The organism is Sphingomonas sp. CCH21-G11 (genome assembly GCF_001555965.1).
Lineage (GTDB): Bacteria > Pseudomonadota > Alphaproteobacteria > Sphingomonadales > Sphingomonadaceae > Sphingomonas.
In genome coordinates, this window is sequence record NZ_LSHX01000040.1 from 14,534 (window position 1) to 30,151 (window position 15,618).

At 67.5% G+C, this 15,618-nt stretch carries 15 protein-coding genes; 11 read left to right on the forward strand and 4 right to left on the reverse strand.

The window, feature by feature from the left end:
• Window positions 1-4 precede the first annotated feature (4 nt).
• The 3 genes from thrB (at window position 5) to AX676_RS11590 (ending at window position 2,647) form a co-directional block, all read left to right on the forward strand.
• On the forward strand, window positions 5-973 hold the full coding sequence (gene thrB / locus AX676_RS11580; RefSeq protein WP_066481046.1) for a homoserine kinase: 969 nt from the start codon (window positions 5-7) through the stop codon (window positions 971-973).
• Window positions 970-1,440 carry a ribonuclease HI gene (rnhA, locus tag AX676_RS11585; protein WP_066481048.1) on the forward strand — a complete coding sequence of 157 codons (471 nt, stop codon included), beginning with the start codon at window positions 970-972 and terminating at the stop codon, window positions 1,438-1,440. The genes thrB and rnhA overlap by 4 nt, the downstream gene beginning before the upstream one ends.
• A 118-nt stretch (window positions 1,441-1,558) precedes the next feature.
• Window positions 1,559-2,647, forward strand: a complete 1,089-nt coding sequence (locus AX676_RS11590; RefSeq protein WP_082731012.1) for a mannose-1-phosphate guanylyltransferase/mannose-6-phosphate isomerase — start codon at window positions 1,559-1,561, stop codon at window positions 2,645-2,647.
• Window positions 2,648-2,668: 21 nt separating this feature from the next.
• Here AX676_RS11590 and AX676_RS17395 read toward each other — a convergent pair whose 3' ends face one another.
• The 3 genes from AX676_RS17395 to AX676_RS11600 form a co-directional block, all read right to left on the reverse strand.
• Window positions 2,669-2,845: a YegP family protein gene (locus tag AX676_RS17395; protein WP_082731011.1), complete on the reverse strand. Its 177-nt coding sequence runs from the start codon at window positions 2,843-2,845 to the stop codon at window positions 2,669-2,671.
• A gap of 70 nt (window positions 2,846-2,915) precedes the next feature.
• Window positions 2,916-4,034, reverse strand: coding sequence for an NAD(P)/FAD-dependent oxidoreductase (locus AX676_RS11595; RefSeq protein ID WP_066481051.1), 1,119 nt, complete (start codon window positions 4,032-4,034; stop codon window positions 2,916-2,918).
• Entirely contained in the window at window positions 4,031-5,005 is a 975-nt protein-coding gene (locus tag AX676_RS11600; protein ID WP_066481052.1) for an alpha/beta fold hydrolase, read from the reverse strand. The genes AX676_RS11595 and AX676_RS11600 overlap by 4 nt, the downstream gene beginning before the upstream one ends.
• A gap of 48 nt (window positions 5,006-5,053) precedes the next feature.
• Between AX676_RS11600 and AX676_RS11605 the strand changes: the two genes are divergently transcribed.
• From AX676_RS11605 to AX676_RS11640, 8 genes are all read left to right on the forward strand, one after another.
• Window positions 5,054-5,524, forward strand: coding sequence for an A24 family peptidase (locus AX676_RS11605; RefSeq protein WP_197417117.1), 471 nt, complete (start codon window positions 5,054-5,056; stop codon window positions 5,522-5,524).
• Window positions 5,525-5,574: 50 nt separating this feature from the next.
• Window positions 5,575-6,585, forward strand: a complete 1,011-nt coding sequence (gene cpaB / locus AX676_RS11610; RefSeq protein ID WP_066481053.1) for a Flp pilus assembly protein CpaB — start codon at window positions 5,575-5,577, stop codon at window positions 6,583-6,585.
• 1 nt (window position 6,586) lies between these two features.
• Window positions 6,587-8,140, forward strand: a complete 1,554-nt coding sequence (locus AX676_RS11615) for a type II and III secretion system protein family protein (protein WP_066481054.1) — start codon at window positions 6,587-6,589, stop codon at window positions 8,138-8,140.
• 28 nt (window positions 8,141-8,168) lie between these two features.
• The gene (locus AX676_RS11620; RefSeq protein WP_231726086.1) at window positions 8,169-8,789 is read left to right on the forward strand and encodes a CpaD family pilus assembly protein; all 621 of its coding nucleotides are present in this window, start codon (window positions 8,169-8,171) and stop codon (window positions 8,787-8,789) included.
• 1 nt (window position 8,790) lies between these two features.
• Complete coding sequence (locus tag AX676_RS11625; protein WP_066481056.1) at window positions 8,791-10,098, forward strand: pilus assembly protein CpaE; 1,308 nt, start codon at window positions 8,791-8,793, stop codon at window positions 10,096-10,098.
• A gap of 63 nt (window positions 10,099-10,161) precedes the next feature.
• The gene (locus AX676_RS11630; RefSeq protein ID WP_443025997.1) at window positions 10,162-11,130 is read left to right on the forward strand and encodes a type II secretion system F family protein; all 969 of its coding nucleotides are present in this window, start codon (window positions 10,162-10,164) and stop codon (window positions 11,128-11,130) included.
• An 11-nt stretch (window positions 11,131-11,141) separates the two neighbouring features.
• Window positions 11,142-12,131 carry a type II secretion system F family protein gene (locus AX676_RS11635; RefSeq protein ID WP_066481058.1) on the forward strand — a complete coding sequence of 330 codons (990 nt, stop codon included), beginning with the start codon at window positions 11,142-11,144 and terminating at the stop codon, window positions 12,129-12,131.
• Window positions 12,132-12,205: 74 nt separating this feature from the next.
• A complete protein-coding gene (locus AX676_RS11640; protein WP_066481061.1) occupies window positions 12,206-12,772 on the forward strand; it encodes a hypothetical protein in 567 nt (188 codons plus the stop codon).
• A gap of 146 nt (window positions 12,773-12,918) precedes the next feature.
• Here the strand turns inward: AX676_RS11640 and ppdK are convergent, their stop codons facing one another.
• Window positions 12,919-15,585, reverse strand: a complete 2,667-nt coding sequence (gene ppdK / locus AX676_RS11645) for a pyruvate, phosphate dikinase (RefSeq protein ID WP_066481063.1) — start codon at window positions 15,583-15,585, stop codon at window positions 12,919-12,921.
• Between the last annotated feature and the right edge of the window lie 33 nt (window positions 15,586-15,618).

Genomic DNA, 15,618 nt, shown 5'->3' on the forward strand with positions numbered 1-15,618 from the left:
CCGGATGGCCGTCTATACGCATGTGTCCGCCGAGGCGCTCGGCGCGTTCCTGACCCGATTCGATGTCGGCGATCTCGTCTCGGCCAAGGGCATTGCCGAGGGGGTGGAGAACAGCAACTACCTGGTCGAAACCACGCGCGACCGCTTCATCCTGACGCTCTATGAAAAGCGGGTGTCGGCGGACGACCTGCCCTATTTCCTGTCGCTGCTCGATCATCTGGCGGCCAAGGGCCTGCCGGTGCCGCCGGCGATCAAGGACCGTCGGGGCCAGGCGATTCATGAACTGGCCGGGCGTCCCGCCTGCCTGATCCGCTTCCTGAAGGGCGTGTCATTGTCCCACCCCACCCCGGCCCAGGCACTGGCGGCGGGCGATGCAATGGGGCGGATGCACGCCGCCGTCGCCGACTTCACCGGCGATCGCGTCAATTCGATGGGAGAGCCGACCTGGCGCGCGCTGTATGAACGTTGCGGCATCAGCCTGGATGAAATCGCGCCGGGGCTTCACCACGATCTCGGCTTCGCGATCGGCGACCTCGCAGCAACCTGGGATCGCGATGGGCTTGACCGCTGCGCCATCCATGCCGACCTGTTTCCCGACAATGTCCTGATGCTGGGCGACGCGATCACCGGGTTGATCGACTTCTATTTCGCCTGCACCGACATCCGCCTGTACGACCTGGCGATCATGCACGCCGCCTGGTCGTTCGACGCCAGCGGCACGCACCACGATGCGGCGGTCGGTGATGCACTGATCGCCGGATACGCCCGACACTTCCCGCTGAGCGGGGCCGAGCGGGCAGCGTTCAGCGACCTAGCGGTCGGCGCGTGCATCCGCTTCACCCTTTCGCGCGCATGGGACTGGCTCAACACGCCTGCCGATGCGCTGGTGACGCGCAAGGACCCGCTCGCCTTCTGGCGGCGGCTGCGCGTCTATGATCCGAACCTCGCCGGCCTGACCCGGACGCTCGCATGACCGAGTTGCCGCTGGTCGAAATCGCCACCGATGGCGCGTGCAAGGGCAATCCGGGTCCCGGCGGCTGGGGCGCGATCCTGCGGTTCGGCGACAAGGAACGCGAGCTGTCGGGCGGCGAGCCGCTGACGACCAACAACCGCATGGAGCTGATGGCGGCGATCGAGGCGTTGCGCGCGCTCAACAAGCCTTGCCGGGTCAAGCTGACCACCGACAGCCGCTATGTCATGGACGGCCTGACCAAATGGATCCACGGCTGGCGACGCAATGGCTGGCGCACCGCCGACCGCAAGCCGGTCAAGAATGCCGAACTGTGGCAGCAGCTGCTCGCCGCCGCCGAACCGCATCGCGTCGAATGGCAGTGGGTCAAGGGGCATGCCGGCCACCCCGACAATGATCGCGCCGACCGGCTGGCCAGCGACGCTGCACTGGCGGTGGCGGCCGGCAGGACATCGCCGGCGCGCGGATGATGCGGCGATCGGAGTGCGCGCGGGGTCGAAGCCGGCGCCGCACCCTCGACACGCCCAGGGACCTTCCATATCAGCAAAGCGTTGCTGCTGCGATGCAACACACGGAGTCTGACGGGCAATGACATCCTCACCGGGGCGCGAACCGATTACCCCTGTTATCCTGTCGGGGGGATCGGGCACCCGGCTATGGCCCTTTTCCCGACCGGAAATGCCCAAGCAGTTCCTTGCCCTCGACGGCACCGAGACGATGCTCCAGGCGACCGTCAACCGCGTGCCGGTCTCCGCCGGCTTCGCGGCACCCATCGTCGTCGCGGCACAGGGTCATGCGCCATTGGTCACCGCCCAGCTGTCTGCGATCGGCGTCGACGCCGCATCGGTGATCCTCGAGCCGGTGGCGCGCAACACCGCGCCGGCCATCGCGCTCGCGGCTCTCGCGGTCGACGGTGACCCGATCCTGCTCGTCATGCCGTCCGACCATGTCATCCGGGATGTCGCCGCGTTTCATGCCGCGATCGGGCGCGCGCGCGACCTGGCCGACGATGGCTGGCTGGTCACGTTCGGGATCACGCCCGATTCGCCGCAAACCGGCTATGGCTGGATCGAGATCGGCGCGCCGCTGGGCGAAGGCACGTTCCGCGTGAACCGCTTCCTCGAAAAGCCGTCGCGCGAGCGGGCGGACGCGATGCTCGCTGCCGGTGGCCATGCCTGGAACGGCGGCATCTTTCTGTTCCGGGCAAGCGCCTATCTGAACGCGCTGGATGCCCACGCGCCCGACGTTGCGGATGCCGCGCGCCGGGCAATGGCGGTGCCGCGCACCGATGGCGCGCTGCTGCACCCGGATGCGCATGCGATCGCGTCGGCGCCGTCGATTTCGATCGACTATGCAGTGATGGAAAAGGCGCCGCAGGTGGCGGTGGTTCCGGTCGGCATGGAATGGAGCGACGTCGGCAGCTGGGACGCGCTGCACGGCATCAGCGCCTGCGACGACGCCGGGAATGTGTGTCGTGGCGATGTCGTGGCGATCGACAGCCGCGACTGCCTGGTGCTCGCCGGGGGCGCACGCGTCGCCGTTCTCGGGGTAGAGGGGCTGGCGGTCATCGTCGACGGCGACGACATCCTGATCCTGCCGCGCGCACGGTCGCAGGACGTGAAGCGCGTGACCGATGCAGTCGCGGACCGACCCGCAAGGTCCAGCCCGACCGGCTGACCGGCGAATCGAAGATGGCGGTCAGTCGCCCTCTTCGACCGGCGCGCCAGGACCGTTTTTCAGGACGGACTCGATCGCATTGCGCGCGCTGGCCTTCGAGGCATAGCCCTCGGTCCACCAGATCAGTTCCGAATTATACTTGAACTTGGCGACGAACTCGCCGGCCTTGTTCTTTTCGATCACGAACTTGTGCGCCATCGCATCGCCCCCGATTCATCGTTTCGGCACGGGAAGGATCGACGCAATCGGCGCCGACGTCAACCGGCGGTCATGCCGACGCAGCCGCCAGCCGGGCGGGTAGATAGGCGCTGGCATCGACGTCGCGCACCAGCGGTTCGGGCGTCGCGTTCAGGATCAGCGCCTTGGCAAGCTTGGCCGCCGCCGGCGCGGTCTGGATGCCGAACCCGCCCTGGCCCGCAAACCAGAAGAAGCCGGGCCGCGCGTCGTCAAAGCCATAGACGGGCAGCCGGTCGGGCGCGAAGCTGCGCAGCCCCGCCCAGCGGCGCTCGACCGCCGCGATCCGCCAGTCGACCGCCGCCTCCAGCCGGTCGATCGCCACTGCGACGTCGATCTCCTCGGGCGCGACGTCGCGCGGCCGATCGGGGATTTCGTCGTGCGGCGACAGCCAGATGCGGCCGCCGGCTTCGGGCTTGAAGTAGAATTGGTCGCGTACGTCGCGGATCAGCGGCATGTCGGACGGCGCCCCCGGCTCGACCCGCAACTGCGCCAGGGTCCGTCGCAACGGAGCGATGCCGACCGGCGGCACGCCGGCCAGCGCCGCCACCTCGTCCGCCCATGCACCCGCTGCGTTGACCAATATCCCCGCGGCGACCGTGCCCCCGGTCGTTTCCAGGTGCCACATCGCGCCCGCCCGCGCGGCCGCGATCAGCCGCGCTGAAGTCAGGATGTGCACCCCGTGCCGGCGCGCGGTGCGCAGATAGGCCCCGTGCAGCCCGCCCACATCGATGTCGCAGCAGCTTGGATCGAGCAGCCCCAGCCGCCAGTCGGGGCGCAGTCCCGGCACGAACGCGGCGGGGTCGACCGATTGGAAAATGAGCCCGACGTCGGCGAAGGTCGCGACCATGGCGTCGATCAGGGGCGCGTCGGCCTGTCTGCCGATGAAGAGTTCGCGGCGCGCCGACAGGAAGCCGGCATCGGCAACGTCGGCGGGCGGATCGCGCAGCCAGGGCCCCGACGCGGTCGTCAGCGGTTGAACCCCCGGCCCGCCATAGGTTTCCGACCAGAACGCCGCCGAACGGCCGGTCGCGTGATAGCCCGGCTGATCCTCCGCCTCGATCAGGACGACTCTTGCATGCGGGGCCAGTTCCGCCGCGACGCTCGCCCCGGCGATCCCGCCACCGACGATCGCGACGTCGAATGCCGTCATGCCATCACCGCGACGGAATCAGCCCCGGATCGGGCACGCGCGTCGAGGAACAGGTCGATTTCCGCCAGCGCGCGATTGCGCACGGCGTCGACCTCGCGCAGGATTTCATGCGCGGACTCGCGCCCGAACCGCACCACCCGATTGTCGGGCAGCCGCGCGGCGGTCGCGTGGGCCGCGCGGGGATCGACCAGCTTGTCGTGGTCGGCGATCAGCATCAGCGTCGGCACGCGGACCCCGCCCAGCATCGCCGGATCGCGCAGGTTGCGGGTCGATGCGAACGCTTCGATCACCCAGTTCCAGCTCGGCGGGCCGGTCAGCAGCTCCGGCTTCTCGGTCTGCCACCAGATCTCGTCGGCATAACGATCCGCATCGTCGGTCAGCAACGCGGCGCGGGTGTCGGTGGTATAGGGCTTCTCGTTGCCCTTCCACGCCGGACGGGCAGGATTGCCGACCCCGCCCAGCCGCCGGGCCAGCCATTCGGCGAAGCGCGGGCCGATCGGCCCGTGCAGCCCGAGCATCGGCGCGATCAGGACGGCGGCAGCGGGCGCGATCCGTTGCTCGGCGAGCGCGCGCAACACCAGGTGCCCGCCCATCGAATGTCCCATGATGACATGCGGCGCGGGCGTCTGTGCCACCCACTGCCGAAAGAACACCGCCAGGTCGTCGATGAACTGTTCGAACCGGTCGATATGGCCGCAATGCGGGTTGTCGGTCAGCCGACCCGATCCGCCCTGCCCACGCCAGTCGAACGAGGTGACGTGCCAGCCGCGCCTATGCCAATGGTCGAGCGTCTCCAGATATTTCTCGAAAATGTCGCCGCGCCCGCCCTGGAACAGGATGCTGCCGCGCGGCGCGCTATCGGACGCAGCCGGCCAGGTGAACCGGCGCAGGTCCCACCCGTCGGGCGCGCGCCAGCGATCGATCCGGGCGCCCTCGGGCACCGTGCGGCAAAGGGTTCGGTCATCGGCCATGCACGGTGGTTACGTTTTGGAAAGCCGTTCCGTCTAGGGATTTGTCCGGTGGGGAATATCGTAAACCTGATCTTGATCGTCAGCCTCGTGCTGCTGCTCGTGTCGGCGGGCGTCGAGGACGCACGCCAGCGCACGATCGCCAACTGGAAGAACGCGGCGATCGCGCTGCTCGCGATCGCGTGGTGGGTCGCCAATGGCCGCGCGCTTTGGCCCGACATCGCGCTGCAGGTCGGCGTGGCCGCCGCGGTGTTCGGGATGTTTGTGCTGGTTTTCGCGCTCGGCCAGATGGGCGGCGGCGATGTCAAGATGATCGGTGCGCTGGCGCTGTGGCTGCCCATCGAGCCCCTCGTGTGGATGCTGATTTTGATGTCGCTGCTCGGCGGTGCGCTGACGGCGGTGCTGATGCTCGAAAAATGGCTGCGCAAGCGCGAGGGCGCGATCGAGATTCCCTACGGCGTCGCGATCGCCATGGCGAGCCTGATCGCGCTGCGCGAACCGTATCTTAACCATTTCGGGTGATTGCTTAACGCTGGATCAACCGGCCCGGCGACTGAAAGGCCCTTTGCGTCATGGATGGAAGAAAGATCATTCTGCTGGTGGGTGCACTGATCGTGGCAGCGATCACGGCGTTCATGGCCCGCAACCTGATGTCGGGCACGCCCGCGCCGCAAGCGGTCGCAAACGGCGCACCCGTCGTCAAGGTCAAGGGCCCCGAGGTGCTGGTCGCCGCGCGCGCGCTGCCGGTCGGCACCATCCTCGATGCCGGCGCGCTGAAGTTTCAGCCCTGGCCGGCCGAACTGATCGAAGGCGCCTATTACATTAAGGGCACCAACGCCGACCTGAAGCAGCTACAGGGCACCGTTGTGCGCTACGCGATCCCCGCCGGCCAGCCGGTGACCCAGGGGTCACTGGTCAAGCCCGGCGATCGCGGCTTCCTGGCCGCGGCGCTCGGGCCGGGGATGCGCGCGGTCACCGTGCCCGTTTCCGCACAGTCGGCGGTGGCCGGTTTCGTGTTCCCGGGCGACCGCATCGACATCGTGCTGACGCAATCGGTCGCCGGCGGCGGCGACGGTCCGCCGCTCAAGGTGTCGGAGACAATCCTGCGCAATGTTCGCGTGCTCGCCACCGACCAGCGCACCGACAAGACGACCGACGACAATGGCAAGACGGTCGTCGAAACCTATTCGACGGTCACGGTCGAAGCCACGCCGCGCATCGCCGAAAAGCTGGCGGTCGCACAGACCGTGGGTTCGCTGTCGCTGTCGCTGCGCTCGCTGGCCGACAGCGCGGGCGAACTTGAGCAGGCGATTGCCGATGGCGAGGTGAGCGTTCCGGAAGGCGGCGATCCCGCTGCGGAAAAGGCGATGCTGGCCCGCGTGTCGGCGCGTCCGATCGAAGGCCGGGCGAGCTTTTCCACGGGTGCCGACATCTCGCGCTACCAGCGCAGCACCGTGCCGGCCAAGCCGGTCGAGGGCAATGGCGGCAGCAACGGCGCATCCGGCATTCCGGGCGCCGGACCGGTCGTGCGCATCGCACGCGGCAACAACGTGACGGAAGTCGCGACGGGGGGGAAGAATTAAGATGGCAACGCTTTCGAAGCGCATGATCGGTGCGCCGGCGATCCTGGCCCTGCTGGCCAGCACCGTCGGGACCACTGCGATGCCCGCATTCGGCCAGCAGGTCGCCAGCACGCCGCAGACGGTCCAGGTCAACACCGGCCGCGGTCGCCTGATCACGCTCGCCCAGCCGATGTCCGACCTGTTCGTCGCCGACGAAAGCGTGGCCGACGTCCAGGTCCGCTCGCCGACCCAGCTGTACATCTTCGGCAAGGGGCCCGGTGAGACGACGGTCTATGCGACGTCCAAAACGGGCAAGGTCGTTTATTCGGCGACGGTCCGGGTCGGCAACAATTTCGACTCGATCGGCCAGATGCTCAGCCTGACCATGCCCGACGCCGACGTGAAGGCGACGACGCTCAACGGCATCGTCGTGCTGACCGGCACCGTGCCGAACCCCGACGACGCGGCCGAGGCGGAGCGCCTGGTCCAGGCGTTCGTCGGCGACAAGACGCAGGTGCTGACGCGCATCCGCACCGCGACCCCGCTCCAGGTGAACCTGCAGGTTCGGATCGCCGAGGTCAGCCGCAGCTTCGTCAAGAATATTGGCGTCAACCTGGCGTCGGCGGATTCAACCGGCGGCTTCAAGTTCGGCGTGTCGCGCGGCCGTTCCTCTGCATCGCAGTTCGTGCCCGGCGGCCCGATCGGCGTCGGCAACGAAGGCAGCGATGACGTCACCGTCCTGACCGCGCCCGCGACCGGGACCGCGCTCTACGGCGCCGGCAAGCTGCTCGGGCTCGACCTGCTCGGCTCGCTCGATCTGGGCGAACGCAACGGCCAGGTGATCACGCTCGCCAATCCGAACCTGACCGCGCTGTCGGGCGAAACCGGCACCTTCCTGGCGGGCGGCGAAATCCCGATCCCGATCAGCCAGGGGCTGGGCGCAGTCTCGGTCGAATACAAGCAATATGGCGTCAGCCTCGCCTACACGCCGACGGTGCTCTCCGACGGCCGCATCTCGCTGCGCGTCCGCCCGGAGGTGTCGCAGCTGACCGCAGTCGGCGCCGTCACGCTCAACGGGACGCAGATCCCTGCGCTCACGACGCGACGCGCGGAAACGACGGTCGAGCTCGGCTCGGGCCAGAGCTTCATGATCGGCGGCCTGCTTCAGAACAACCAGGACAATTCGATCGACAAGGCACCCGGCCTTGGCGACGTGCCCCTGCTCGGTTCGCTGTTCCGCTCGAACTCGTTCCAGCGCAACGAAACCGAGCTGGTGATCGTCATCACCCCGTATCTGGTCAAGCCTGTCGACGCGTCGCAGATCGTGCTGCCGACCGACGGCTACCGCTCGCCCAACGATGCGGAGCGGCTGTTGCTGGGGCAGACTTCGGTCGGCCAGACCGGCGAGAAGCGGCCGATGCCGAGCGTCGCGCCGTCGACCAGCGCCGCGCCGACGATCGGTGCCGTCGCCCCGCTCCCGACCGGCCCGACGCTGCCGCAGGCAAGCCCGTCCGAAAAGGCGATCAACCCACGGGGCAAGGCAAAATCGGCCGCGCCCGGTTTCAGCGCGAATTGATCCGGTGATGATCATGGAGGCACGGAAAATGTCACGTTCTCTTCTTCCCGGCGCAATCGCCGCCGCCCTGCTCGTCTCCGGCTGTTCGGGTTATCGCGGCATCGAATCGGCCAATCAGCCGGTCGTCCAGCGCACCGATTATGCCATCGACCTCGCCACCAGCGGCGACGCGCTCGCCGCCGGCGAGGCAAGCCGCCTGGCGGGATGGCTCGCGTCGCTGCGCGCGCAATATGGCGACGATATCGCGGTCGACGATCCGACCGCCTCCGCCGGCATCCGCCGCGCGATCGCGGAAGAGGCCAAGACCTATGGGCTGGCGGTCAGCGATGCGGCACCGGTCACGGTGGGCGCGGTCGCACCGGGGACGGTGCGCGTGCTGTTGAGCCGTTCGTCCGCGAGCGTGCCCAATTGCCCCAATCATTCCAACACCTCGGCGCCGACATTCGCCGCGTTGACGTCGTCAAACTATGGATGCGCGGTCAATTCCAACCTCGCCGCCATGGTCGCGCGTCCGCAGGACCTGGTTCGCGGCCAGCCGGGCGCGACCACGACCGATCCGGCGACGGCGGTCAAGGCGATCGGCACCTATCGCAAGGCGACGCCGACCGGCGCGGGCGGCCTGAAATCCGAATCGACCGGAGGCAAATAAGATGAACGCGCCATGGAACCCCGGCCGCACCGCCAACCGTGAACCCTTCGTCGCATTCGTCTGCGACGAAATCACCGCCGAGGCGGTTCGCCCGATTGCGGTCGAACAGGGCTGGTCGGCGGAAAAGGTCAACAAGGGCGGGCTGCGCAACGCCGTGCAGACGCTGTCGGTATCGGCAAGCCCGCACGTCCTGTTCGTCGACCTGTCGGAATCGGGCGATCCCCTCAACGACATCAACGCGCTCGCCGAAGTATGCGAGCCCGGCACGGTCGTGATCGCGGCCGGCCAGGTCAACGACGTCCGCCTCTATCGCGATCTCGTGGCCAGCGGCATCCAGGATTACCTGTTGAAGCCGCTCAATCCCGACATGCTGCGCGACGCATTCTCGAACGCACAGGCGCTGCTCAACGCGCCCAAGCTTGCCGATACGGGGTCGGAACGGCCGCATTGCTCGATCGCGGTGATCGGCGTGCGCGGCGGCGTCGGGGCATCAACCGCCGCCACCTCGATCGCATGGCTGCTCAGCGAAAAATCCCAGCGCAACACCGCGCTGCTCGACCTCGACGTGCATTTCGGCACCGGTGCGCTGGCGCTCGACCTCGAGCCCGGTCGCGGGCTGACCGACGCGATCGAAAATCCGAGCCGCATCGACGGGCTGTTCATCGAACGCGCCATGGTGCGCGCCTCCGAACGGCTGGCGGTGCTGTCGGCGGAAGCGCCGATCAACTCGCCGGTGATGACCGATGGCGGGGCCTTCTACCAGCTGCAGGAGGAGATGCGCGGCGCGTTCGAATGCACCGTCATCGACCTGCCGCGCGCGATGCTGATCCAGCACCCGCATCTGATCGCCGATGTGCAGGTGGCCGTGGTGGTGACCGAGTTCACGCTCGCCGCCGCACGCGACACGATCCGCGTGCTGTCGTGGTTCAAATCGAACGCGCCCCAGACCCAGGTCATCGTTCTGGCCAATCGCGTCCATCCGGCCGCGCAGCTGGAGATCAGCCGCAAGGACTTTGAAGGCTCGATCGAGCGCAAGGTCGATCACGTCGTTCCGTTCGACCAGAAGCTGACCGCCAACGCGGCCAAGCTGGGCAAGACCGTGGCCGACGCCGGCAAGGGTTCGAAGACGATCGTGCCGCTGGTCACGCTGTCCCAGCAGCTGGCCGAGATCGGCGACAATGCCGATCCCGATCAGAAGGCGGCGAAGGGCAAGAAGGGCGGCGCGAAGCCGGGCGACGGTGCCGCCTCGCTGCTGGGCAAGATCGTCGCGTTCAAGCCGAAAATGCCGGGCAAGGCCGCCCGCAAATGACCGTGATCGCGTAACCGCGATCACGATGCACGACAGGAAGAGGCGAAGGGGCGACGGGCAATGATGGCGATGATCCTGGTGACGGCAGGAATGTTGTTCACCCTCTTGCTGATTTTCTTTGCCTTGTCGGGGCCGTCGACGGCGCGCGCGGGTTCGCGCCGCCTGACCAGCGTGCGCGTGCGCCATTCCGAAAGCGCGGGCGGGGCGCTCGTCGAGGCGCAGATGCGCCGGATCGCGGCGGTCAAGGCGACCAGCATGGACCTGGCGATCGGGCGATTCCTGCCAAATCCGGCACAGCTTGCGAAGCGCCTGGCAATGACCGGGAAATCCTGGACGGTCGGCCAGTACGGGATGGCATCGGCCGCGGTGCTCGCGGTGGTGTTCGCGCTGTTGTGGCTGCGCGGCCTCCCGGTGCTGCTGGCGCTGATGGTCGGCGCCTTTGCGGGCACCGGGCTGCCGCACATGGTCGTCGGCTTCTTCGTCAAGCGCCGGGTCAACAAGTTCACCGCCAAGTTTCCCGATGCGATCGAGCTGCTCGTCCGCGGCCTGCGCTCGGGCCTGCCCATCACCGAGACGATGGGCGTCGTCGGTCAGGAAGTGCCCGGCCCGGTCGGTGAGGAATTCCGCGCGGTGTCCGACAAGATGAAGATCGGCAAGACGCTCGATCAGGCGCTGCAGGAAACTGCGGAGCGGCTGGGCACGCCCGAGTTCCAATTCTTCGTCATCACCATCGCCATCCAGCGCGAAACCGGCGGCAACCTGGCCGAAACGCTCGCCAACCTGGCCGACGTGCTGCGCAAGCGCAGCCAGATGAAGCTGAAGATCAAGGCGATGTCGTCGGAATCGAAGGCGTCGGCCTATATCGTCGGATCGCTGCCCTTCATCGTCTTCGGGCTCATCTGGTTCATCAATGCGACCTACATGCAGAACTTCTTCATCGATCAGCGGCTGATGATCGCCGGTGGCGGCGGGCTGGTGTGGATGAGCATCGGCGCCTTCATCATGGCGAAGATGGTCAATTTCGAAATCTGAAGGCGCGGATCATGGAATCAACTCCCGGCCCTACCCTGTTCGGTGTCGACGTCTTCTGGGTCGCGACGGTCCTTGCGGGCGTCGCCACCTTCGCGGTGCTCGTCGCGCTCTATGCCGTCACGACGGTGCGCGACCCGATGACCAAGCGCGTCAAGGCGCTCAATGACCGTCGCGAGCAGCTGAAGGCCGGCATCACCGCCTCGACCTCGAAGCGGCGGGCCAAGCTGGTCCAGCGCAACGATACGACCGATCGCATCCGCGACTTCCTGTCGTCGCTCAAGGTGCTGCAGGACGAGCAGGTCAAGGCCGCGCAGATCAAGCTGATGCAGGCGGGCATCCGGTCGAAGGATTACGCCGTCGCGGTCATTTTCGGCCGGATGATGCTGCCGATCTTCATCGGTGGCACGATGCTGTTCCTGGTCTACGGGACCGAGATGTTCGCCGACTGGAGCCCGCTCAAGGCCTATGGCGTCGTCGCGATCAGCTTCATCGGCAGCTACAAGGCGCCCGACATCTACCTGTCGAACAAGATCCAGAAGCGGTCGGACGCGATCCGCAAGGGATTGCCCGACGCGCTCGACCTGCTGGTGATCTGCGCGGAGGCGGGGCTGACCGTCGATGCCGCGTTCCACCGCGTCGCCAAGGAACTGGGCCGCGCCTATCCCGAACTGGGCGAGGAATTTTCGCTGACCGCGATCGAGCTCGGCTTTCTGACCGACCGGCGCCAGGCGTTCGAGAATCTGGCGACGCGCATCAAGCTGGACGCGATCCGGGGCGTGGTCACCACCATGATCCAGACCGAGAAATACGGGACGCCGCTCGCCTCGGCGCTGCGCGTGCTGTCGGCCGAATTCCGCAACGAACGCATGATGCGGGCGGAGGAAAAAGCCGCGCGCCTGCCCGCGATCATGACGGTGCCGCTGATCCTGTTCATCCTGCCGGTGCTGTTCATCGTCATTCTGGGTCCGGCGGCCTGTTCGATCAGCGATGCGCTGATGTGACGACCGGTCCGGCGTCGGAACGAGTTGCCGCGTTGGCGGGTTAGATCGCCGGAACCCAACCGGGAGATGGCGAGATGCTGGTGCAGACCCCCACCCAAGTCGTGATGCTCGTGCTCTGCGTGTTCGCCGGCTGGCTGCTCGGCCTGGCGAGCACGTCGGGCGGGCGCAAATGGAAGTCCCGCTTCAAGGCGCTCGAGCTCGAGCATCGCCGTTACCGCACCGAAGCCGAGCGCGCCGCGCAGGAAAAGGATGCGCATATCCGCGAGATCGAGGCCGATCGCGACCGGCGCATCGCGGCGATCGAAAACGAGCATCGCCGCAATCCGGCCACGGCGGCCGGAACGGTCATCCCCGTCCGCACGCCGCCGGGCCGCGACGCGGGGGGCAGCTGGCGCGACTGGTTCGGCCGGGCGCGGGACAACCTGTCACGCATCGAGGGCATCGACGAGACGCTGGAGCGCAAGCTCAACGTGCTGGGCATCAAGAGCTTTCGCGACATCGAGACGCTGACCGACGACGACGAAGCCGCGGTCGAGGACGAAACCCAGCTCGCCCGCGGCACGATCACGCGCCAGGACTGGCGGGGACAGGCCCGCGCGCTGCGTGCGGGCGTCGACGAGATGGACCGCCGGCGGGTCTGAGGTGGCGTAAAGTCTGGAGCGTCGCCCCGGCGAAGGCCGGAGCCTGTGGCAGATGAAGCGCGGCACTTGCAAGAGGCCCCGGTTTCCGGGGTTCCCGGCAAAGGACTACTTTGCGGGGTCCCCTGCGCCGGGGCGACGATAGGTGACTATCCCCGCCCCTTGAGCGCCGCCTGGGCCGCCGCCAGGCGGGCGATCGGCACGCGGTAGGGGCTCGCGCTGACATAATCGAGGCCGATCGTCTCGCAGAATGCGATGCTCGCCGGATCGCCGCCATGTTCGCCGCAAATGCCGAGCTTGATGTCGGGGCGGGTCGCGCGGCCGCGTTCGGCGGCAATCTCGATCAGCTCGCCCACGCCCTCGATGTCGAGGCTGACGAACGGATCGCGGGCGTAAATGCCCTTGTCGACATAGGTGCCCAGGAAACGCGCGGCGTCGTCGCGGCTGACGCCCAGCGTCGTCTGGGTAAGGTCGTTGGTGCCGAAGCTGAAAAACTCGCCGATCTCGGCGATCTCGCGCGCCTTCAATGCCGCGCGCGGAAGCTCGATCATGGTGCCGACGAGATAGTCGACCGTGCGGCCCTTTTCGGCGAACACCGCCTGCGCCGCCTGATCGACCACCGCCTTCATCAGCTCGAGCTCGCGCCGGGTGGCGACCAGCGGGATCATCACCTCCGGGATGGGGGCCGCGCCCGACTTCACCGCGACCTCGATCGCGGCCTCGAAGATCGCGCGGGCCTGCATCTCGTAGATTTCGGGGTAGCTGACCCCCAGCCGGCAGCCGCGATGGCCGAGCATCGGGTTGACTTCGTGCAGCTCGCTCGCGCGCCGCTTCAGCGTCTCGATGCCGACGCCGGCGGCTTCGGCGACTTCGGCGAACTCGGCCTCCTCATGCGGCAGGAATTCGTGCAGCGGCGGATCGAGCAGACGGATGGTGACGGGCAGGCCCGCCATCACCTCGAAAATCTCGATGAAGTCGGCGCGCTGTTCGGGCAGCAGCTTGTCGAGCGCGGCGCGACGGCCCTTCTCATCCTCGGCCAGGATCATCTGGCGCACCGAGGTGATGCGCGAGCTTTCGAAGAACATATGCTCGGTGCGGCACAGCCCGATGCCCTCCGCGCCGAAATCGCGCGCGGTGCGGCAGTCGAGCGGGGTTTCGGCGTTGGTGCGCACCTTCAGCCGCCGGACCTGATCGGCCCATTCCATCAGCGTGCCGAAATCGCCGGCCAGCTCCGGCTGCACGGTCGGCACCGCGCCGAGCATAACCTCGCCGGTCGCGCCGTCGATCGTCAGGATGTCGCCCTCGCGCACCTCGCGCCCGCCGACGGTGAAGCGGCGCTCGCGCGGGTTGATCGACAGCGTGCCCGCGCCCGAAACGCAGGGCCGGCCCATGCCGCGCGCGACGACCGCGGCGTGGCTGGTCATGCCGCCCCGCGCGGTCAGGATGCCGCGCGCCGCGTGCATGCCGTGAATATCCTCCGGGCTGGTTTCGATCCGCACCAGGATCACCGCCTCGCCCAGCTCGGCGCGGCGCTCGGCGGTGTCGGCGTCGAACACGACCGCGCCCGATGCCGCACCGGGGCTGGCGGGCAACCCCTTGGTCAGCACGTCGCGGGGGGCGGCGGGATCGAGCGTCGGGTGCAAGAGCTGGTCGAGCGCGGACGGATCGACCCGGGCGACCGCTTCCTCGCGGGTAATCAGGCCGTCATTGGCCATGTCGACCGCGATCTTCAGCGCCGCCTTGGCGGTGCGCTTGCCCGACCGGGTCTGAAGCATCCACAGTTTCGCGCGCTCGACGGTGAACTCGATGTCCTGCATGTCGCGATAATGGCGCTCGAGCAGGTCGAAGACCGATGCCAGCTCGGCATAGGTTTCCGGCATGGCTTCTTCCATGCTCATCGGCTTGGCCCCGGCCGTTTCGCGGGCTGCGCGGGTCAGATATTGCGGGGTGCGGATGCCCGCCACCACGTCCTCGCCCTGCGCGTTGATCAGGAACTCGCCATAATAGGCGGCGTCGCCGGTCGAGGGATCGCGCGTGAACGCCACGCCCGTCGCCGACGTGTCCCCCATATTGCCGAACACCATCGCCTGGACATTGACCGCGGTGCCCCAGTCGCCGGGGATGTTGTTGAGCTTGCGATAGACCTTGGCGCGTTCCGACTGCCACGATCCGAACACCGCGCCGACCGCACCCCACAACTGGTCATGCACGTCCTGCGGGAACGGCTTGCCCCACAATTCCTGGACGATCGATTTATATTCGTCGACCAGCCGCTTCCAGTCGTCGGCGGTCAGATCGGTGTCGAGATAATGGCCGTTGTCTTCCTTGGCGATTTCCAGCGCTTCCTCGAACCGGCCATGGTCGAGTTCGAGCACGACGTCCGAATACATCTGGATGAAGCGGCGATAGCTGTCCCAGGCGAAGCGTTCGTCGCCGCTGACCGTCGCCAGCCCGACCACGGTTTCGTCGTTGAGGCCGAGGTTGAGGACGGTGTCCATCATGCCGGGCATCGAGACGCGCGCGCCCGAGCGGACCGAGACGAGCAGCGGATCGGTGGCGTCGCCGAACCGCTTGCCCGTAATCCCCTCGATATGCGCGATGCCGTTGGCGACTTCGGCCCGCAGGCTGTCAGGGAAGGCCTGGCCTTCCTCGTAATAGCGCGTGCACATTTCGGTGCTGATCGTGAAGCCCGGCGGCACCGGCAGGCCGATCGATGCCATTTCGGCGAGGTTCGCGCCCTTGCCGCCCAAGAGGTTCTTGTCGCCGCGCCCGCCATCGGAAACGCCGCCGCCGAACCGGTACACATATTGGGTCATCTGGATCGTCCTGTGCTTGAATCGGTGTCCTGC